This is a genomic window from Citrobacter sp. 172116965 (assembly GCF_013458095.1).
Classification (GTDB): Bacteria; Pseudomonadota; Gammaproteobacteria; order Enterobacterales; family Enterobacteriaceae; genus Citrobacter; species Citrobacter braakii.
Map to the genome: position 1 here is coordinate 2,069,089 of NZ_CP046673.1, position 20,091 is coordinate 2,089,179.

The 20,091-nt window shown below is 52.1% G+C and carries 19 protein-coding genes and 1 pseudogene; 10 read left to right on the forward strand and 10 right to left on the reverse strand.

Annotated elements, in window-relative coordinates; genetic code table 11:
• Nucleotides 1-43 precede the first annotated feature (43 nt).
• From GPJ68_RS09790 to GPJ68_RS09805, 4 genes and pseudogenes are all read left to right on the forward strand, one after another.
• Complete coding sequence (locus tag GPJ68_RS09790) at nucleotides 44-448, forward strand: transposase (RefSeq protein WP_003031976.1); 405 nt, start codon at nucleotides 44-46, stop codon at nucleotides 446-448.
• Nucleotides 445-792, forward strand: a complete 348-nt coding sequence (gene tnpB / locus GPJ68_RS09795) for an IS66 family insertion sequence element accessory protein TnpB (protein ID WP_021563201.1) — start codon at nucleotides 445-447, stop codon at nucleotides 790-792. Before GPJ68_RS09790 ends, tnpB begins: the two co-directional genes overlap by 4 nt.
• 48 nt (nucleotides 793-840) lie before the next feature.
• Nucleotides 841-2,379 (forward strand): IS66-like element ISKpn24 family transposase, encoded by a 1,539-nt coding sequence (locus tag GPJ68_RS09800; protein ID WP_004201219.1) that lies wholly within the window; start codon nucleotides 841-843, stop codon nucleotides 2,377-2,379.
• A 38-nt stretch (nucleotides 2,380-2,417) separates the two neighbouring features.
• Nucleotides 2,418-4,412: pseudogene (locus GPJ68_RS09805) on the forward strand (GH36-type glycosyl hydrolase domain-containing protein); the annotation flags it as partial.
• Nucleotides 4,413-4,431: 19 nt separating this feature from the next.
• Here the strand turns inward: GPJ68_RS09805 and GPJ68_RS09810 are convergent.
• A complete protein-coding gene (locus GPJ68_RS09810) occupies nucleotides 4,432-4,665 on the reverse strand; it encodes a hypothetical protein (RefSeq protein WP_029139493.1) in 234 nt (77 codons plus the stop codon).
• A gap of 153 nt (nucleotides 4,666-4,818) precedes the next feature.
• On the opposite strand from GPJ68_RS09810, the gene GPJ68_RS24965 reads away from it, so the two are divergent.
• Nucleotides 4,819-4,995, forward strand: coding sequence for a YnfU family zinc-binding protein (locus GPJ68_RS24965; protein ID WP_213083733.1), 177 nt, complete (start codon nucleotides 4,819-4,821; stop codon nucleotides 4,993-4,995).
• 79 nt (nucleotides 4,996-5,074) lie between these two features.
• Entirely contained in the window at nucleotides 5,075-5,347 is a 273-nt protein-coding gene (locus GPJ68_RS09815; protein WP_223870086.1) for a hypothetical protein, read from the forward strand.
• Nucleotides 5,348-5,497: 150 nt separating this feature from the next.
• Here the strand turns inward: GPJ68_RS09815 and potB are convergent, their stop codons facing one another.
• Together potB and potA are read right to left on the reverse strand one after the other, a co-directional pair.
• Nucleotides 5,498-6,361, reverse strand: a complete 864-nt coding sequence (potB, locus tag GPJ68_RS09820) for a spermidine/putrescine ABC transporter permease PotB (RefSeq protein ID WP_016150058.1) — start codon at nucleotides 6,359-6,361, stop codon at nucleotides 5,498-5,500.
• Nucleotides 6,345-7,481, reverse strand: coding sequence for a spermidine/putrescine ABC transporter ATP-binding protein PotA (gene potA, locus GPJ68_RS09825; RefSeq protein ID WP_016152695.1), 1,137 nt, complete (start codon nucleotides 7,479-7,481; stop codon nucleotides 6,345-6,347). Before potA ends, potB begins: the two co-directional genes overlap by 17 nt.
• A 250-nt stretch (nucleotides 7,482-7,731) precedes the next feature.
• Here potA and pepT point away from each other — a divergent pair, with 250 nt between their 5' ends.
• Nucleotides 7,732-8,958, forward strand: coding sequence for a peptidase T (pepT, locus tag GPJ68_RS09830; protein ID WP_047415361.1), 1,227 nt, complete (start codon nucleotides 7,732-7,734; stop codon nucleotides 8,956-8,958).
• Nucleotides 8,959-9,062: 104 nt separating this feature from the next.
• Here the strand turns inward: pepT and roxA are convergent, their stop codons facing one another.
• The 5 genes from roxA to znuC all read right to left on the reverse strand — a co-directional run bounded on the left by roxA (nucleotide 9,063) and on the right by znuC (nucleotide 14,102).
• Entirely contained in the window at nucleotides 9,063-10,184 is a 1,122-nt protein-coding gene (gene roxA / locus GPJ68_RS09835) for a [50S ribosomal protein L16]-arginine 3-hydroxylase (RefSeq protein WP_016152697.1), read from the reverse strand.
• 92 nt (nucleotides 10,185-10,276) lie between these two features.
• Nucleotides 10,277-11,740: a two-component system sensor histidine kinase PhoQ gene (gene phoQ, locus GPJ68_RS09840; protein WP_016152698.1), complete on the reverse strand. Its 1,464-nt coding sequence runs from the start codon at nucleotides 11,738-11,740 to the stop codon at nucleotides 10,277-10,279.
• On the reverse strand, nucleotides 11,740-12,411 hold the full coding sequence (gene phoP / locus GPJ68_RS09845; RefSeq protein WP_003846709.1) for a two-component system response regulator PhoP: 672 nt from the start codon (nucleotides 12,409-12,411) through the stop codon (nucleotides 11,740-11,742). The genes phoQ and phoP overlap by 1 nt, the downstream gene beginning before the upstream one ends.
• A 153-nt stretch (nucleotides 12,412-12,564) precedes the next feature.
• Nucleotides 12,565-13,350, reverse strand: a complete 786-nt coding sequence (gene znuB / locus GPJ68_RS09850; protein ID WP_019076520.1) for a zinc ABC transporter permease subunit ZnuB — start codon at nucleotides 13,348-13,350, stop codon at nucleotides 12,565-12,567.
• On the reverse strand, nucleotides 13,347-14,102 hold the full coding sequence (znuC, locus tag GPJ68_RS09855; protein WP_016152761.1) for a zinc ABC transporter ATP-binding protein ZnuC: 756 nt from the start codon (nucleotides 14,100-14,102) through the stop codon (nucleotides 13,347-13,349). Before znuC ends, znuB begins: the two co-directional genes overlap by 4 nt.
• Before the next feature lie 78 nt (nucleotides 14,103-14,180).
• Here znuC and znuA point away from each other — a divergent pair, with 78 nt between their 5' ends.
• The 3 genes from znuA to lpxM all read left to right on the forward strand — a co-directional run bounded on the left by znuA (nucleotide 14,181) and on the right by lpxM (nucleotide 17,551).
• Nucleotides 14,181-15,125, forward strand: a complete 945-nt coding sequence (gene znuA / locus GPJ68_RS09860) for a zinc ABC transporter substrate-binding protein ZnuA (protein ID WP_019076521.1) — start codon at nucleotides 14,181-14,183, stop codon at nucleotides 15,123-15,125.
• Nucleotides 15,126-15,140: 15 nt separating this feature from the next.
• Complete coding sequence (gene mepM, locus GPJ68_RS09865; protein WP_016152763.1) at nucleotides 15,141-16,460, forward strand: murein DD-endopeptidase MepM; 1,320 nt, start codon at nucleotides 15,141-15,143, stop codon at nucleotides 16,458-16,460.
• Nucleotides 16,461-16,579: 119 nt separating this feature from the next.
• Complete coding sequence (lpxM, locus tag GPJ68_RS09870; RefSeq protein WP_016152764.1) at nucleotides 16,580-17,551, forward strand: lauroyl-Kdo(2)-lipid IV(A) myristoyltransferase; 972 nt, start codon at nucleotides 16,580-16,582, stop codon at nucleotides 17,549-17,551.
• Nucleotides 17,552-17,595: 44 nt separating this feature from the next.
• On the opposite strand, the gene pyk is transcribed toward lpxM, so the two are convergent.
• A complete protein-coding gene (gene pyk / locus GPJ68_RS09875) occupies nucleotides 17,596-19,038 on the reverse strand; it encodes a pyruvate kinase (RefSeq protein ID WP_016152765.1) in 1,443 nt (480 codons plus the stop codon).
• 118 nt (nucleotides 19,039-19,156) lie between these two features.
• Nucleotides 19,157-20,026, reverse strand: coding sequence for a MurR/RpiR family transcriptional regulator (locus GPJ68_RS09880; protein WP_019076523.1), 870 nt, complete (start codon nucleotides 20,024-20,026; stop codon nucleotides 19,157-19,159).
• Nucleotides 20,027-20,091: the final 65 nt, after the last annotated feature.

Sequence of the window (20,091 nt, forward strand, 5' to 3'; positions counted from 1 at the left end):
TTCCTGAGAGGATAATGGACACCAAATATGGTGGACGCTATCCATGAAATCATTAACCGCAGTGCGTAAAAAAAGCCCTAATTATCCCGTTGAGTTCAAAATCAAAATGGTTGAACTCTCGCATCGACCAGAGATCTCCGTAGCGCAACTCGCTCGTGAGCATGGGATCAACGATAATTTGCTGTTCAAGTGGCGCCAGTACTGGCGCGAAGGAAAACTACGTCCTCCTTCAACAACAGAAAACAACGTGCCTGAGCTGCTCCCGATAACACTTGATGCCGAAGATGTTGTCCCTGCAACCTCCCCCCGGTCACAACCTGTAGCTGCTGCGGCACCTGAATCACTCAATATCAGCTGTGAAGTGACGTTCCGGCACGGATCACTCCGTCTGAATGGTGCCATCAGCGAAAATATCCTGAACCTGCTGATACGGGAGCTCAAACGTTGATCCCATTACCATCAGGGACAAAGATCTGGCTGGTCGCTGGCATCACCGATATGAGAAACGGCTTCAACGGCCTGGCGGCAAAGGTGCAGACGATGCTGAAAGACGATCCGATGTCAGGTCACGTTTTTATCTTCCGTGGGCGTAATGGCAGTCAGGTAAAGCTCCTCTGGTCTACCGGCGATGGACTGTGTCTGCTGACCAAACGGCTGGAGCGCGGCCGCTTCGCCTGGCCGTCAGCCCGGGATGGCAAAGTGTTCCTCACACCGGCACAGCTGGCGATGCTCCTTGAAGGTATCGACTGGCGGCAGCCTAAAAGACTGCTTACGTCACTGACTATGTTGTAGGCCTCTTTATCCTGGTCGACGCTGAATGAGCCTGGTAATATACCCGGTATGAACAGCTTACTTCCTGACGATATCGATGAACTGAAACGTCTCCTTGCCGAACAGGAGGCGCTGAACCGTGCCCTTCTGGAAAAGCTGAACGAGCGTGAACGCGAAATAGATCACCTGCAGGCGCAACTGGATAAGCTGCGCCGGATGAACTTCGGCAGCCGCTCCGAAAAAGTCTCCCGCCGTATCGCGAAGATGGAAGCCGACCTTAAGCAGTTGCAGAAAGAAAGCGATACCCTTACCGGCCGGGTGGATGACCCGGCCGTGCAGCGCCCGCTGCGGCAGACCCGTACCCGCAAACCGTTCCCTGAATCACTTCCCCGTGACGAAAAACGGCTGCTGCCGGCAGCGTCATGCTGCCCGGAATGTGGTGGTGCGCTGAGTTACCTGGGTGAAGATGCCGCCGAACAGCTGGAGCTGATGCGCAGCGCCTTCCGGGTTATCCGGACAGTACGTGAAAAGCATGCCTGTACTCAGTGCGATGCCATCGTGCAGGCCCCCGCGCCTTCACGGCCCATCGAGCGGGGTATCGCAGGACCGGGGCTGCTGGCCCGCGTGCTGAGTTCAAAGTATGCAGAGCACACCCCGCTGTACCGCCAGTCTGAAATATACGGCCGCCAGGGTGTGGAGCTGAGCCGCTCACTGCTGTCGGGCTGGGTGGATGCGTGTTGCCGGCTACTGTCACCGCTGGAAGGGGCGCTTCAGGACTATGTGCTGACTGACGGTAAGCTCCATGCTGATGACACGCCTGTCCCGGTGCTGTTGCCAGGTAATAAGAAAACGAAGACCGGGCGGTTGTGGACGTACGTTCGTGACGACCGTAACGCCGGGTCAGAGCTGGCGCCGGCAGTGTGGTTCGCTTACAGCCCGGACAGAAAAGGTATCCACCCGCAGAGCCATCTCGCTGGCTTCAGCGGTGTTCTGCAGGCGGATGCGTACGCCGGGTTCAACGAACTGTACCGCAATGGACAGATAACGGAAGCTGCCTGCTGGGCTCATGCCCGCCGCAAGATCCACGATGTGCACGTTCGCACCCCGTCAGCGCTGACGGAGGAAGCCCTGAAACGGATCGGTGAGTTATATGCCATCGAGGCGGAAATAAGGGGGATGCCGGCGAAGCGACGCCTTGCAGAACGTCAGCAAAAAGCTAAACCGCGGCTGAAATCCCTGGAAAGCTGGCTGCGTGAAAAGGTGAAAACGCTGTCGCGACACTCAGAACTGGCGAAAGCGTTCACGTACGTACTGAACCAGTGGCCGGCGCTGGCTTACTATACTGACGACGGCTGGGCCGAGGCAGATAACAACATAGCTGAGAATGCGCTACGGATGGTCAGCCTGGGCCGCAAAAACTACCTGTTCTTCGGTTCGGATCATGGAGGAGAGCGGGGAGCGCTGCTGTACAGCCTGATCGGGACATGCAAACTGAACGGAGTGGAGCCAGAAAGCTACCTTCGCCATGTGCTTGATGTTATAGCTGACTGGCCGATAAACCGGGTCAGCGAACTACTCCCCTGGCGCGTAGCACTGCCAACTGAATAACACATCCCCGTCAATACGGTTCTCGCTGCACGCTTACGGTTAAACTGGCGCTCCTGACGCTCAGTAACTCTTCGGGGCGGACACGAAAACTTTCCGTCACCGGCTATGTGGAGTGGACGCTCGGAGGAACACGAACTCGCTCAGCCCCTCACATTGTGACTCATGCGACCAGACCGCCTGGCGGCTGCGGAGTGCTGGCGAACAACTTTTATGGTGATAACGGTAGCGGTCGTACTGCCTTTTTTGCCGTCAGCGGTAATGACTGTTCGTTGACCGGGGACCGCCGGGAGTTTATCGGTCGTAATGGTTCTCTGCACGCCCCGTCGGTTATGAAGCTACGCAGGCTTTCAGGTAAAACGGGCGCCGGTCTGGATCCCTGCGGGGCAGTAGAATCGGCGGTAACATTAATTGATGGGGATCAGAGGACGTTTATTTTTATCCTCGGCGCAGAGGAGAATCATATTCGAGCCCAGGAGACGCTTGCCCGTTATATGAATGAGGAGACGGTCCGCGAGGAGCTGAACCGGGTTCACAACCACTGGCACAATGTGCTCGATAAAATCGTGGTTAACACCCCCGACACATCGGTAAATTTACTGGTGAATGGCTGGCTATTGTACCAGACGGTAGCCTGTCGCCTGATGGCTCGCAGCGGTTACTACCAGTCCGGCGGCGCATTTGGTTTTCGCGATCAACTGCAGGATACGCTGGCGCTGAGTCATGCTGATCCGAACCGGATGAGAGAACAGATAATCCTGTGTGCATCACGGCAATTTATTGAGGGTGATGTACAGCACTGGTGGCACCCGCCACACGGCAACGGGGTGCGCACCCGCTGTTCCGATGACTATCTGTGGCTTCCGCTTGCCGTTTGCCACTATGTTGAAACGACGGGGGATATGGATGTACTGGAAACACGTATTCCTTATCTGGAGGGACGTCCGCTTCAGCCTGGTGAAGAGTCTGCCTATGATACGCCGGTGATCAGCGGTACCGAAGAGACACTCTGGTTACACTGCGTCAAAGCCATTAAGTATGGACAACAGTTCGGGGAGCATGGTCTGCCGCTGATGGGGGCGGGTGACTGGAATGACGGCATGAACCGGGTGGGGATCGACGGCAAGGGTGAAAGCGTCTGGCTGGGCTTCTTTCTGTTCGACATTTTGCAGCGGTTTGCGGCGCTGGCTGATCGCAGGCTGGATGAAAGTGTCGCCTCAATGTGCCGTTCACAGGCTGTGCGCTTGCAAAGCAATCTCGAAGCCCACGCCTGGGATGGCGAATGGTACCGGCGTGGATATTTTGACGATGGTACTCCCTTGGGGTCGAAAGCCTCACAGGACTGCCGGATTGATGCGATTGCCCAGAGCTGGTCAGTATTGTCCGGGGCCGCTAGCCCGGGACGGTGCGCAAAGGCCATGCAGGCGCTGGATAAGCATCTTGTGGATAGCGAGGGGGGACTGATAAAACTATTAACACCGCCTTTCGATGGGCACGGTCCAAATCCGGGTTACATACAGGGCTACCTGCCTGGTGTGCGGGAAAACGGAGGGCAGTATACACATGGCGCTATCTGGGCTGTAATGGCATTTGCCCGAATGGGGAATGCCGAACGTGCCTGGCAACTCTGGTCGATGCTCAGCCCGATAAATCATACTCTGAATGCGAACTCAGTCGGGATCTATAAAGCCGAGCCTTATGTCATGAGCGCTGATGTCTACAGCGTCGCTCCCCATATCGGACGTGCCGGATGGAGCTGGTATACCGGTTCATCAGGCTGGGCCTGGCGTTTACTTACCGAGGAATTACTGGGGATAAAACGTTCCGGTGCTGACCTTACGGTTCATGCCCGGTTGCCGGATGGGTGGCCGTCTTTTTCTATGACTTATCAATATGGCGAAAGCCATTATCAGATTAGTGTCTCACACGGCGATGCAGAATATCGCGTTACATTGGATGGTGTTCTCCTCCCTGATGACAGAATACCGCTGCGGAATGATGGACAAAACCATACGGTTGAGATTATTCAGAACTGACACTGAGTCCGGACGCGCATTAACGTCTGCCGTTAATGCGCTGATTATCCCTGAGAACCTCAATCGCTGTCTGCATGGCGATTTTGTCATCTCGTTTTTTTTGCTTGTCCTGCATGACCTGAAGGTATTCCAGCAAAGTTCGGGTATTAATAGGTCGGCCCTGTTTTCCCACTGCCAGCACGGCTTCGCCAAGAATAATTTTCACTGGTGGCAATTGGGCCGGGTACCAGTCAAGGGTGTCTTCTGATTTCATGATAAATTTCTCACGGAAGGGTATTATATCATAAATCAGACGTTTAATTTTCAATATCTGATATCCTGATTTAATCATAAATTAACATAACTTAAGCCAGTTATTTTTATATTAAGGCGTATAATAATTACTGTGTTCCTCAGAGAATTATTTATGTCTTATACAAAAGGACTCAGGCACTTTAAAGAAAGACCGGTGCATGTTGCCTGCCCGGTATGCGCATACAGAGCCGATCAGAAAGCAGGTAAACTAAGAAAAGATGCGGTTCTGGAGTGCCCTGCCTGCGGGCTGTTGTTCAGACCATCAGAATGCTGGTGTATCGGCGGCTGATCGGCTTCTGCCACCTAACGTGAGTGATGTTGGGAAATGACAATATTGCTCCTGTACTGCAGTTTGAGAGGATATGATGATGAAATCTAAAAAATCTATTTTTATTGAAGGACATATCCTTTCGAACAGCTGTCATGGGCAGGTTGGTCAATCTTTCTGTATCCACAGGGCCAGGTTTAATAATGGTAAATATGCGATTATCCGGGAAGCATCAGGAATATGTTTCAAGCCTGGCGAAATTATTCAACGAAACGATTGCGAGTGGTTTTATAACCTTACCAAAATTCGCCTTCTCTCATTTGAGTACCTTGAAGATGATGAATCCAGAAGACAATTTCTTGAATATCGATAATAAATTCATGCGTATCATGACGGCATAATTTTGCGCGTTTACAATTCCTTTCTGATTTTACAAATCTTATCCCCGTCCGTGACCTGGCATGCAGTTTACTTGAGGGTAAAAAACATGCCATGATCATTTTAACTTATTGAGTAATAGCGGTTAACTATCAATGTCGCTAACCTTCTTGTTCAGCAAGCGGGAGGCGCGCCAGTAGATCAGCAGCATCAGACCCATGACGATGGTCAGCGTAATGCTGGTGGCAGCACCGAACGGCCAGTCGCGGATGTTCAGGAACTGAACTTTAATCACGTTGCCAATCAGCAGGTTTTTCGCCCCGCCCATTAAGTCGGAAACGTAAAACAGCCCCATTGCGGGCAGCATAACCAGCAGGCATCCGGCGATAATTCCCGGCATCGTTAACGGAATAATGATGCGGGTGAAGGTCTGAAGTTTACTGGCGCCCAAATCGCGCGCGGCTTCCAGCAGCGGTTTATCGAGCTTTTCAATGCTGGAATAGAGCGGCATCACCATAAACGGCAGAAGGATGTACACCAGGCCGATAATCACCGCGCTGGGGGTAAACATGATGCGAATGGGGGTATCGATAACGCCGAGCCACAACAGAAATTCGTTGAGGTAGCCCTTGGTGCTGAGGAATATTTTGAGTCCGTAGATGCGAATAAGCGAGTTGGTCCAGAACGGAACAATCAGCAGGAACAGCAGCAATGGACGCACTTTTTCCGGCAGTTTCACCAAAAACCAGGCAAACGGATAGCCGAGCACCAGACAGGCGAGCGTGGCAATCAGCGCCATATTGAGGGAGTGAACCAGTACCTCAAAATAGAGCGGATCGAGCAGGCGTGTATAGTTTTCCAGCGTAAAGACCATTTTGACGAAATTGGCGTCGTCGCGGGTCAAAAAGCTGGTGCCGATGATCATCAGGTTGGGCAGAAAGACAAATAACACAAGCCAACCGACAATGGTGACGATCACCACACTCTGGAATTTACTTGTGTTCTTCATCAGCCAGTACGACCTCCCAGCTTTCTACCCAGTTAATCGCCATTTTCTGGTCGAGAGAGTGGTCAAAGTCAGGATCGTCTTCGTTGAAGAATTCACTGACCATCACCATCTTGCCATTTTCCAGTTCCACAACCGACTCCAGCGTCATGCCCTTGTAGTTGCGTTCACGCACGTAGCCGATCAGTCCTTCGATATGATTGTCGTCGTTGATTTCATCAACGCGCAGATCTTCAGGGCGTAACAGGACGTGCAGCTTCTGCCCGGGAATCACCGCGAAGTTGACATAAATATTGCACTCGCGACCTTCAACGTTAGCACGAACGCGCTGTTCGTCCAGACGTTCTATCACCGTCGCGTTAAACATATTGATCTCACCGATAAACCCGGCGACAAACAGATTTTTCGGCTCTTCGTAGATTTCACGCGGCGTACCGTCCTGCTCAATCTTGCCATCGCGCATCACCACGATACGGTCTGACATGGTCAGCGCCTCTTCCTGATCGTGAGTGACAAAGACAAAGGTGATACCAAGCTTACGTTGCAGCGCTTTCAGTTCGTTCTGCATCTGCTTGCGCAGTTTGTAGTCCAGCGCAGAGAGAGATTCGTCTAACAGGAGTAAACGGGGTTTATTGACCACCGCTCGGGCAATCGCTACGCGCTGCTGCTGTCCACCGGAGAGTTGATGCGGTTTTCGCTGGGCGAACTCTTCCAGCTGCACCATGCGCAGAGCTTCGGTAACGCGGGGAGGAATGTCGGCTGCGGGCGTTTTTTGCATGCGTAAGCCAAAGGCCACATTCTCAAAAACGGTCATGTGGGGAAATAACGCATAGCTTTGGAAGACGGTGTTCACGTAGCGGTTTTCCGCAGGAACGTGAGTGATGTCCTGGTTGTCCAACATGATATGACCGGAATCAACCGTTTCCAGACCGGCAATCAGGCGAAGAACGGTTGTTTTACCGCAGCCAGAGGGGCCAAGCAGCGTGAGAAACTCGCCATTATTGATGGTCAAATCCAGGCTGGAAATCACCTCTTTGCCATCGAAACTTTTGCGAATTCCCGCTAATTGCACCAGTGGAGAAAGCGAACGCGGTTGTTTATTCAATTTTTTACTCTGTCCCATGTAAACGCAACGGATGGCTGACCGCTGCGGGGTTCGTGGTTAACCACCTTGATGACTCTTAATGAGGGCCGTTATTCTACGGCAAACCATGGTAATCGCCAATCCTTGTTGCGAATTACTGACTTAGCCCTATAGTCAGAGGGGATGTCAGGGCGAAATATTCTCACTTGCGGGGATAAAAGTGACCTGACGCAATATTTGTCTTTTGTTGCTTATTGATAATGTTGTCACAAAAAGTGAGGGTGACTGCATGGATAAACTACTTGAGCGTTTTTTACACTACGTGTCGCTGGACACCCAATCAAAATCGGGCGTGCGGCAGGTACCCAGCACCGAAGGACAGTGGAAGTTATTACAACTGCTCAAACAACAGCTCGAAGAGATGGGGCTGATTAACATTTCACTGAGCGAAAAGGGGACGCTGATGGCCACGTTGCCCGCTAACGTTGCTGGCAATATTCCCGCGATCGGCTTTATTTCCCATGTGGATACCTCACCGGATTTCAGCGGTAAAAACGTTAATCCGCAAATCGTTGAAAACTATCGCGGCGGCGATATTGCGTTAGGCATTGGTGATGAAGTTCTGTCGCCGGTGATGTTCCCGGTGCTGCATCAACTTCTGGGTCAGACGCTGATCACCACAGACGGTAAAACGCTGCTGGGCGCGGATGATAAAGCAGGCGTGGCGGAAATCATGACCGCGCTGGCGGTGCTCATCCAAAAAGATATTCCGCACGGTGATATCCGCGTGGCCTTTACGCCGGACGAAGAGGTAGGTAAAGGGGCGAAGCATTTTGACGTTGCGGCATTTGATGCGCAGTGGGCCTATACCGTTGACGGCGGTGGCGTGGGAGAGCTGGAATTTGAAAACTTCAACGCTGCGTCGGTTAATATCAAAATTGTCGGCAACAATGTCCATCCCGGTACCGCAAAAGGGGTGATGGTGAATGCGCTGTCGCTGGCTGCTCGTATTCATGCTGAGGTTCCGGCAGACGAAAGCCCGGAAACGACGGAAGGCTACGAAGGCTTTTATCATCTGGCGAGCATGAAAGGGACGGTCGATCGGGCGGATATGCACTACATCATCCGTGATTTTGACCGCAAGCAGTTTGAAGCGCGCAAACGCAAGATCATGGAGATCGCCAAAAAGGTCGGCAAAGGGTTACACCCGGATTGCTATATCGAACTGGTGATTGAAGACAGCTACTACAATATGCGCGAAAAAGTGATTGAGCATCCGCATGTGCTGGATATCGCCCAGAAGGCGATGCGCGATTGCGATATTGAGCCGGTGCTGAAACCTATTCGTGGCGGCACCGACGGCGCGCAGCTGTCGTTTATGGGATTACCGTGTCCGAATCTGTTCACCGGAGGCTACAACTATCATGGTAAACATGAGTTTGTAACCCTGGAAGGAATGGAAAAAGCGGTGCGGGTGATTGTACGTATTGCGGAGTTAACCGCAAAGCAGCAGTAAATTTATCGATAGATGCCGGATAGCGCTTTGCTTATCCGGCCTACAATATTTCACTCCAAAAGGCCTGATAGGACGCGCTAGCGTCGCATCAGGCAACGTTCGTATTATCCTTCGAAGAACCAGTATCCGCTGTTAACCAGTGCGGCAAGCATGGCAAGGAAAGACGGATCTTCCAGCGCATCCTCAAAGTTCTCGGCCGTCAGAACAATATGGCTGGCAAGCGCTTCCAGGGCAGGGCGATGCGGGGAATCAATTTTCTCACCGTTGGCGTAGACGTCATCGCCGATGCGCAATACGCGCAATCCGCCCAGACGCACTAACACATCCCCTTGCTTCAGGGCATCGTAAATTTCGTCTGGCTGATACGGCGGCTCCGGTGGAGCAATATCCAGCTCATGACGAGACTGAGATATAAACTCGCCAAACCACTGCTGGAAATGTTCCGGCTGATTAATCAGTCCGAGCATCATTTCACGCAGCTTGTCCATTTCCTGCGGCAGAACGTCAGCCGGATGATCGCGCGGCGGCAGGTCAGGATCGCTGTAATACGTGCTGCCCAGCTCACGTTGCAAAACGTAATCGGCGAACCCGCTGATCAGTTCGCGAGTATTCGGCGCGCGGAAACCGACCGAATAGTTCATGGCGTTTTCCAGCGCATAGCCTTCGTGCGGGAATCCTGGTGGAATGTACAGGATATCGCCGGGTTCCAGCTCTTCATCGATGATGGCTTCAAACGGGGCGACCTGCAGCAGGTCCGGGTGAGGGCAGTGCTGCTTCAACTGCAGTTTTTCGCCCACGCGCCAGCGACGTCGCCCGGTTCCCTGAATGATAAACACATCGTACTGATCAAGATGTGGGCCAACGCCGCCGCCGGGGACAGAGAAGGAGATCATCAGATCGTCAATCCGCCAGTCCGGCAGTTCGCGAAACGGACGCATCAGCGCGGCGGTGGGTTCATGCCAGTGATTGACCGCCTGTACCAGCAGCGACCAGTTGTTCTCGCCGAGATGATCATAGCTTTCGAACGGACCGTGGCTAACCTGCCATTTACCATCCTGATGGCTGACGAGTCGGCTGTCGACTTCGCTTTCCATTGCCAGTCCAGCCAGTTCGTCAGGAGAGAGTGGATCAATAAAGTTGTTAAACCCGCGTTTTAAGACCACCGGGCGTTTCTGCCAGTGGCGTTCAAGAAAATCGGGCCAGTTAAGTGTGAGTTGGTATTCCATAATGAGCATCCCGCAGGCTGGTATCTGCAACCGATTATAACGGATACTTAACCGCAAGCGGGAAATCAGTACATATTTATTACATGCGGCGATTACTCGTCTATCTGCCCCGGCTGCTGGCGGCCAAAAATAACTTCCATGCGCGCGCCACCCAGCAGGCTATCGCCTGCAATAATCTGCCCGTCATACTGTTCGGTGATTTCTCGCGCCACCGCCAGTCCAACGCCTTGCCCTGGTCGTAGCGTATCGACACGCTGTCCACGGTCAAACACCACTTCCCGTTTGCTTTGCGGAATACCAGGACCATCATCTTCAACCAGAATGTGTAGCTGATCCTCGGACAGATGCGCTGAAATCTCGACAAACTCCAGACAATATTTACATGCGTTATCCAGCACGTTGCCCATCACTTCGACAAAATCGTTCTGTTCGCCCACAAAACTGATTTCTGGTGAGATATCGAGATTTATGTTCACGCCTTTACGCTGATACACCTTATTTAGCGCCGAGGTGAGTTTATCCAGCAACGGCGCGACCGGATGCAGTTCGCGGCTAAGCAGCACGCTGCTACCACGCATGCTGGCGCGATGCAGGTAATAGCCAATCTGCTGGGAAATACGGCTGATTTGTTCCAGCATGATGGGTTCCGCGTCGCTTACGTTCATTTTTTCATTACGCATCGAGCGGAGCGTACTCTGTAATACCGCCAGCGGTGTTTTCAGGCTATGGGTGAGGTCTGTTAACGTCGTACGGTATTTGTCGTAGCGCTCGCGTTCGCTTTTTAAAAGTCGATTAAGATTGCGGACCAGGCTGGTCAGTTCGCGCGTGGTGGCGGGGTTTAGCATCTCTCGATGATGTTCCTCAAGCTCACGGACTTCACGCGCCAGCGATTCGATAGGCCGCAGACTCCACCAGGCGGCTACCCATAACAGCGGAATGACCAGCAACAGATTGGCGACCAGCACATAAATAAACCAACTCCAGACCATATACGAGCGCTTTAGCTCAATAGGAATGGTATCGACAACCACAATGGTCAACTGTGGCATTCTGGCAGTGGCGGGGTAGACGTTCACGGCGACCGAGTGGGTCATTTCGGCATCGTCGTCATCTTCTCTGACTTCTTTTAGCTGCTGCTGAGCGGAGTGATCTTCGCCCAGTAAGGTGCTGGTGGCATCTACATTGGCTTCAATCTCATGAAAACCGTTCGCTTTTAGCCATTCCGGTTGGATACTGTGCGTCAGCCAGGGAACATTGCGCTGCGCCCACAACAACTCACCGTCTTCGTTATAGATCAGCGACATTGTTGGGCTTTGCATATCGAGATTCTCAGGCAGCTCGACGTTTATCTTACCGTTCTCCCATTTTGCCAGGGTATAGAACAGGTTACTTTCACCCCGCAGCAGGCGGAACGTTGTTTTATCAAAGCTGACGCTGTAGCCCACCAGGGCAACCATGCCGTAGGCCAGCGAAAGCACCAATACCACGCCCGCGGTTGCCAGTAAAAAGCGCAACCGCAGTGATAACGGGAAAAAATGACGCAATAATTTATTCATTAGCGCAGTTCAAAAAGATATCCCTGGCCACGCACGGTGGTGATGACATCATCCGGGTATTGCGCCTGTATTTTTTTACGCAGACGCCCCATCAGAACATCAATGGTGTGGCTTTCACGCAGCTCGGCATCCGGGTAAAGCTGTAACATGAGCGAATCTTTACTGACCACTTTGCCGTTATTACGGATAAGTGTTTCCATAATGGTGTATTCGAACGCCGTGAGCTTGATAACTTCATCATTGACGGATAACTCGCGCCGAGAGAGGTCCACCTGGAAAGGAGGAAGAGAGATAATCTGCGATGCCAGACCGCTGTTGCGACGCATAAGTGCCTGCATGCGCGCAGCCACCTCTTCGATATGAAACGGTTTGGTGACGTAATCGTCGGCTCCGGCGCTGAGTACTTCCACCTTGTCCTGCCAGCCTTCACGCGCGGTTAACACCAGAATCGGCAACGAAACCTCATTGCTACGCCAACGGCGGATCAATGACAAACCGTCTTCATCGGGGAGTCCTAAATCAACGATCGCGATATCCGGCAGATGTTCATTCAGATAATAGTCCGCTTCCTTCGCATCTTCTGCATCATCCACCTGATGCCCTAAATCCTGTAACTGAACCTTGAGGTGGTGGCGTAATAAAGCATTATCCTCGACAACCAGTACGCGCATCATCGTTTCTCCCTAAAATAACGGTATAAATAGTTTAACGCTGATTATGTGGCTGTGGGGATAAACATTTAATAAACCGCGGGAAGGGAGTCATTTCGTTCATGAAATAAAAAGCCGGATAAGGCGATAGCCTCCATCCGGCTAAAATACGCATTAGCTCGCCTGTTTTTTCATCATGCTGAAGATAAACAGCAGTGCAGCACACAGCACCACGGAAGGACCTGCCGGGGTGTCATAGAAGGCCGAGAAGGTCAGCCCGCCTGTAACCGCTACCATTCCCACACCAACGGCAACGCCTGCCATCTGTTCTGGCGTACGGGCAAAGCGACGGGCGGTTGCCGCAGGGATAATAAGCAGCGAGGTGATAATTAACGCCCCGACAAATTTCATCGCCACGCCAATAGTTAATGCTGTGACCAGCATCAGCAGTAGCTTAACGCGTTGCAGCTTCACGCCATCCACAAATGCCAGATCCGGACTGATGGTCATCGACAGCAGGTTGCGCCACTGCCAGAACAAAATCGCCAGAACGATAACCACCCCAATGGCGATGGAGATAAGATCTTCTGGCGTCACGGCGAGCAAATCACCAAACAGATAGGCCATCAGATCCACACGGATGTTGGACATCAGGCTGACGACAACCAGCCCTAATGACAGTGCACTGTGGGCCATAATGCCCAATAAAGTATCGATTGCGAGGTGGGGGCGTTTTTCCAGCCATACCAGACCGCCTGCCAGCAACAAGGTGACGACGATGACCGCATAGAAAGGGTTTACATCCAGCAGCAGGCCAAAGGCGACCCCCAGCAGCGAAGCGTGGGCCAGCGTATCACCGAAATAAGACATTCGACGCCAGACCACAAACGAGCCTAGTGGGCCAGCGGCACAGGCCAGCATGATCCCGGCTAACCAACCGGGTAATAACAATTCAATCATGAGTGACCATTTCCTCGGCGTAAGACGATACGACCCTGTAAATCGTGGCGGTGATTATGATTATGACGGTAAATTCCGAGTTGTTCGGCACCGCGTTGTCCGAACATTGAGATGAATTCCGGGTGCATGGAAACCACTTCCGGCGCACCAGAACAACAAATATGATGGTTCAGGCACAGTACCTCATCGGTTTTTGCCATCACCAGATGCAGGTCATGAGAAACCATCAGTACGGCGCAATCCAGTTCACGTCGCAACTGGTCGATAAGATCGTACAGCGCGACTTGCCCATTGACATCCACGCCCTGGGTTGGCTCATCAAGCACTAGTAGCTGAGGTTTATTCAATAAAGCACGGGCCAACAGGACGCGTTGTGTCTCCCCGCCAGAGAGTTTTTGCATCGGCGCATTCATCAGATGTCCGGCCTGAACACGCTTCAGTGCCGGAAGGATATCTTCTTTTTTGGTGCCGGGACGCAGGCGCATAAACCGACTTACCGTCAGCGGAAGCGTAGTATCTAGGTACAGTTTTTGCGGCACATAGCCAATCCGCAATCGACCATTACGCTTGATAACTCCCTCATCAGCCTCTACCAGCCCTAATACAACGCGCACCAGCGTAGATTTCCCGGCACCATTTGGGCCGAGAAGCGTCAATATTTTACCGGGTCGAAGTTCAAGCGATACGTCAGAGAGGACGCGGCGTTGACCATAAGAGACCGAGACATTTTCCAGTGAAACCAAAGTCGTCATATCAATTTTAGTCTTGCAGAAGTTATGGAATGTTATAATATCACAATTCTCACATTCATTACGATGATTGGTCGCATTATGTTACATAAAAATACGCTTCTTTTCGCAGCATTATCCGCTGCTCTTTGGGGTAGTGCAACACAGTCGGCAAATGCCGCTGTCGTGGCTTCTCTTAAGCCACTGGGGTTTATCGCTTCAGCCATTGCTGACGGGGTTACTGACACCCAGGTTCTGCTGCCTGACGGGGCTTCCGAACACGATTACTCATTGCGTCCTTCAGACGTAAAACGCTTACAGGGCGCGGACTTAGTCGTTTGGATTGGACCTGAGATGGAAGCGTTTATGGAAAAATCAGTCAAGAATATTCCTAACGCAAAACAGGTAACGATTGCGCAGCTCAATGACGTGAAGCCGTTACTCATGAAAGGTGCTGACGACGATGATGACGATCATGGACATAATGATGCCGGCAGTGAAAAAAGTGACGAGCATCACCATCACGGCGATTACAACATGCATCTTTGGCTTTCCCCAGAGATAGCACGGGCCTCAGCGGTTGCAATCCATGAAAAATTAGTGGAACTTATGCCGCAAAGTCGAGCCAAACTTGACGCCAACCTGAAGGATTTTGAGGCACAATTAGCCGCAACCGATAAGCAGGTAGGTAACGAGCTCGCGCCGCTCAAGGGAAAAGGTTACTTCGTTTTTCATGACGCCTATGGCTACTACGAAAAACACTACGGACTAACACCGCTTGGTCACTTTACCGTGAACCCTGAGATTCAACCTGGTGCGCAGCGTTTACATGAAATAAGAACACAGTTGGTTGAGCAAAAAGCAACCTGCGTTTTTGCTGAGCCACAGTTCAGGCCAGCGGTCGTTGAAGCCGTCGCGAGAGGGACATCCGTTCGAATGGGAACGTTGGATCCGCTCGGAACGAATATCAAACTGGGTAAAACAAGCTATTCAGCGTTTTTGAACCAATTAGCCAACCAGTATGCGAGCTGCCTGAAAGGAGATTAATGAGGAAGTGATTACGTGCAACAGATAGCCCGCTCTGTCGCTCTGGCATTTAATAATCTGCCGCGGCCCCATCGCGTTATGCTGGGGTCGCTTACCGTACTGACATTGGCCGTCGCTGTCTGGCGGCCCTATGTTTACCATCCTGATTCTGCACCTATCGTCAAAACTATCGAGCTGGAAAAAAGCGAGATTCGTTCACTATTGCCTGAGGCCAGCGAACCTATCGATCAGGCCGCTCAGGAAGACGAAGCCATCCCACAGGATGAACTGGATGACAAAACGTCTGGTGAAGCCGGCGTGCATGAGTATGTCGTCTCCACGGGCGATACGCTGAGCAGTATTCTGAATCAGTACGGCATTGATATGGGTGACATCAGCCAACTCGCGGCTTCCGACAAACAACTGCGTAACCTGAAAATTGGTCAGCAACTTTCCTGGACGTTAGGCGCGGAAGGTGACTTGCAGCGCCTGACCTGGGAAGTCTCCCGTCGTGAAACCCGTACTTACGATCGCACCGCGACGGGTTTCAAAATGAGCAGCGAAATGCAGCAGGGCGATTGGGTTAACAGCCGAATCAAAGGCACCGTGGGCGGAAGTTTCGTCGCCAGTGCCAAAGATGCCGGACTGACCAGCTCTGAAATCAGCGCAGTGATTAAGGCCATGCAGTGGCAGATGGATTTCCGCAAACTGAAAAAAGGCGATGAGTTCTCGGTACTGATGTCTCGCGAAATGCTGGACGGTAAACGTGAGCAAAGCCAACTGCTGGGCGTACGCTTGCGTTCTGAAGGCAAAGATTATTACGCAATCCGTGCTGAAGACGGTAAGTTCTATGACCGCAACGGTACCGGACTGGCGAAAGGCTTTATGCGTTTCCCGACGGCTAAGCAGTTCCGCATCTCTTCCAACTTTAACCCGCGTCGTCTGAACCCGGTGACCGGACGCGTTGCGCCGCACAAAGGTGTCGACTTTGCGATGCCGCAGGGGACGCCGGTGCTGTCGGTGGGTGATGGCGAAGTGGTTGTAGCGAAGCGCAGCGGCGCAGCCGGATACTATGTTGCGGTTCGTCATGGTCGCACCTATACCACGCGTTATATGCACCTGCGTAAGTTGTTGGTCAAACCAGGACAAAAAGTGAAACGTGGCGATCGTATCGCGCTGTCTGGCAATACCGGGCGTTCAACGGGTCCGCATCTGCACTACGAAGTCTGGATCAACCAGCAGGCAGTGAATCCTCTGACGGCGAAACTGCCGCGCACAGAAGGTCTGACCGGGTCGGATCGCACCGATTACCTGGCACAGGTGAAAGAGGTTGTTCCTCAGTTGCGTTTCGATTAATTAACACGCTGACAGAGCCGGTACGCTATGCGTGCCGGCTTTTTTATTTTGTACGGCGCATCGCGCGCCGCTACACTATCAGCAGATCTACTTTTCGCCGCACCAGACACTGGAAGAGCATGGAAACGAAAAAAAAGAATATTGAATATATCCCAGAGTTTCACAAATCATTTCGCCATCCGCGCTACTGGGGTGCATGGCTTGGTGTGGCGGCGATAGCAGGTATTTCGTTAACGCCGGCATCATTTCGCGATCCAATTCTGGCAAAGCTCGGAAGAATGGCCGGGCGGCTGGGAAAAAGCTCGCGTCGCAGAGCACTGATCAATTTATCCCTCTGCTTTCCTGAGCGCAGCGAAGCTGAGCGTGAAGCTATTGTCGATGAGATGTTTGCGACTGCACCTCAGGCGATGGTCATGATGTCGGAACTCGCCATACGCGGCCCGGAAAAAATTCAGCATCGGGTTGACTGGCAGGGGCTGGAAATCATCGAAGAGATGCGTCGCAACGATGAAAAAGTGATTTTTCTGGTTCCTCATGGTTGGGGCGTAGATATCCCAGCGATGCTGATGGCTTCCCAGGGACAGAAAATGGCTGCGATGTTCCACAATCAGGGAAACCCGGTATTCGATTTTGTCTGGAACACGGTACGTCGTCGTTTCGGTGGTCGTTTGCATGCGCGTAATGATGGCATCAAACCGTTTATTCAGTCTGTACGTCAGGGATATTGGGGATACTACCTGCCGGATCAGGACCATGGCCCTGAGCACAGCGAGTTTGTGGATTTTTTTGCTACCTATAAAGCCACGTTACCGGCGATTGGCCGCCTGATGAAGGTGTGTCACGCCCGTGTGGTGCCGCTGTTCCCGGTATACAATGGGAAAACGCATCGCTTAACGATTCAGGTTCGTCCTCCGATGGATGACATCCTGACGGCGGATGACCACACCATTGCCAGACGAATGAACGAAGAAGTGGAAATCTTTGTGACGCCGCATCTCGAGCAATACACCTGGATTCTAAAACTGCTTAAGACGCGCAAACCCGGTGAAATTGAGCCTTATAAGCGCAAAGATCTTTATCCGAAGAAATAAAAAAAGCCTCTCAAACGAGAGGCTTTTTTACATCAAACGGGGCGTTACTCGACGGTCAGAATACGCGTGGTATTCGTTGAGCCAATGGTGCTCATGACATCGCCTTGCGTCACAATGACCAGGTCGCCGGAAACCAGATAGCCTTTATCGCGCAGCAGGTTCACTGCTTCACTGGCGGCAACGACGCCGTCTGTTTCGCTGTCAAAGTGAACCGGGGTGACGCCGCGATACAGGGAAGTCAGATTCAGCGTACGTTCATGACGAGACATCGCGAAAATCGGCAGACCAGAACTGATACGTGAAGTCATCAGCGCAGTACGACCGGATTCCGTCATTGTGATGATAGCGGTGACCCCTTTCAGGTGGTTAGCGGCATACATCGCTGACATGGCAATCGCTTCTTCAACGTTATCAAACTGCACGTCAAGGCGGTGTTTAGAGACGTTGATGCTCGGGATCTTCTCAGCACCCAAACAGACGCGTGCCATAGCCGCGACGGTTTCAGCCGGGTACTGACCTGCTGCAGTTTCTGCAGAGAGCATAACGGCATCGGTACCGTCGAGGACGGCGTTAGCCACGTCCATCACTTCCGCACGGGTCGGCATTGGGTTGGTGATCATCGACTCCATCATCTGCGTGGCGGTAATGACCGCACGGTTCAGCTGACGTGCGCGGCGAATCAACGCTTTCTGAATACCTACCAGCTCAGGATCGCCAATTTCAACGCCCAGGTCGCCACGCGCCACCATCACCACGTCGGAGGCAAGGATGATGTCATCCATCGCATTCTGGTCGCAGACGGCTTCTGCACGTTCTACCTTGGCGACAATTTTCGCATCGCAGCCAGCGTCGCGCGCCAGACGGCGGGCATAGTTCAGATCTTCGCCGCAGCGCGGGAAGGAGACGGCCAGATAGTCAACGCTGATTTGCGCGGCGGTGACGATGTCGGCTTTGTCTTTTTCGGTCAGGGCTTCAGCAGAGAGACCGCCGCCCAGTTTGTTAATGCCCTTGTTGTTGGACAGCGGGCCACCGACGGTAACTTCGGTGAAGACTTTCATGCCCTGAACTTCCAGCACTTTAAGCTGCACGCGACCGTCGTCGAGCAGCAGGATATCGCCCGGGACGACGTCAGCAGGTAGTCCTTTATAATCAATACCGACTTTTTCTTTGTCGCCTTCGCCTTTGCCGAGGTTGGCGTCTAACAGGAACTTGTCGCCAACGTTAAGAAATACTTTACCTTCTTTAAAGGTTGATACGCGGATTTTAGGTCCCTGCAGGTCACCCAAAATAGCTACATGACGTCCCAGTTTTGCGGCAATTTCACGGACCTTATCCGCCCGCAGTTTGTGATCTTCTGGAGAGCCGTGAGAAAAGTTCATACGTACAACGTTCGCACCCGCGGCGATAATCTTTTCAAGGTTATTATCGCGGTCAGTTGCCGGGCCTAACGTGGTAACGATTTTGGTTCTGCGAAGCCTTCTGGACATGTAATACTCCGTTGACTGAAACAACTTGGTGTTGCGTGAACATTAATCCGGTCGTTCTCAAATATTAACGGTAAATGAACGACCCGGATGATAAAAGGGTAGAACATTGTTATTGCTTTTAGCGGTCATCACTCTTGATGAGTAATTCTTTATCAAAACGCGATTCCTTGAGCGCTTCCTTGACACGCTTCAAGTTATCTCTAAATTTTGCCCCACGGCGCAAAGTAAATCCTGTAGCCAGCACATCTATCACGGTCAGTTGAGCAAGTCGAGAGACCATGGGCATATAAATGTCAGTATCTTCCGGTACATCGAGAGTAATTGCCAGCGTTGCTTCACGCGCCAGTGGCGTGCCGGGAGAGGTGAGGGCGATAACCATGGCGTCATTTTCCCGCGCCAACTGCGCCAGTTCAACCAGACTTTTGGTTCTTCCGGTATGAGAAATAAGCACAATGACGTCATCGTCGCTACAATTCATGCAACTCATGCGTTGCAGAACAATATCGTCGGAATAGATTACCGGTACGTTAAACCGGAAAAATTTATTCATTGCGTCATGCGCCACTGCGGCAGAAGAACCGAGGCCAAAGAAGGCAATTTTTTTCGCCTGAGTTAATAAATCTACTGCCCGGTTTACCGCTGCGTTATCCAGAGACTGGCGGACGTGGTCGAGGCTTGCCATCGCTGACTCGAAGATTTTCCCCGTGTAAGATTCTACGCTGTCATCCTCATCCACATTGCGATTAACATATGGGGTGCCATTTGCCAGACTTTGCGCCAGATGCAGTTTAAAATCAGGGAAGCCGCGGGTATCCATGCTGCGACAGAAACGGTTCACCGTCGGTTCGCTGACATTGGCTTCCACAGCAAGTGTGGCGATGCTTGAATGGATTGCCCGCTCGGGAGAGGCAAGAATAATGTCGGCGACTTTACGCTCTGACTTGCTCAACTGTTCCAGTTTTAACTGGATTTTTTCCAGCATATTCATGATGTAGGTAGACTCATGGGTCATGGGCAAAAACGATTTCAATGATACGGAGAAATCGGGGCATA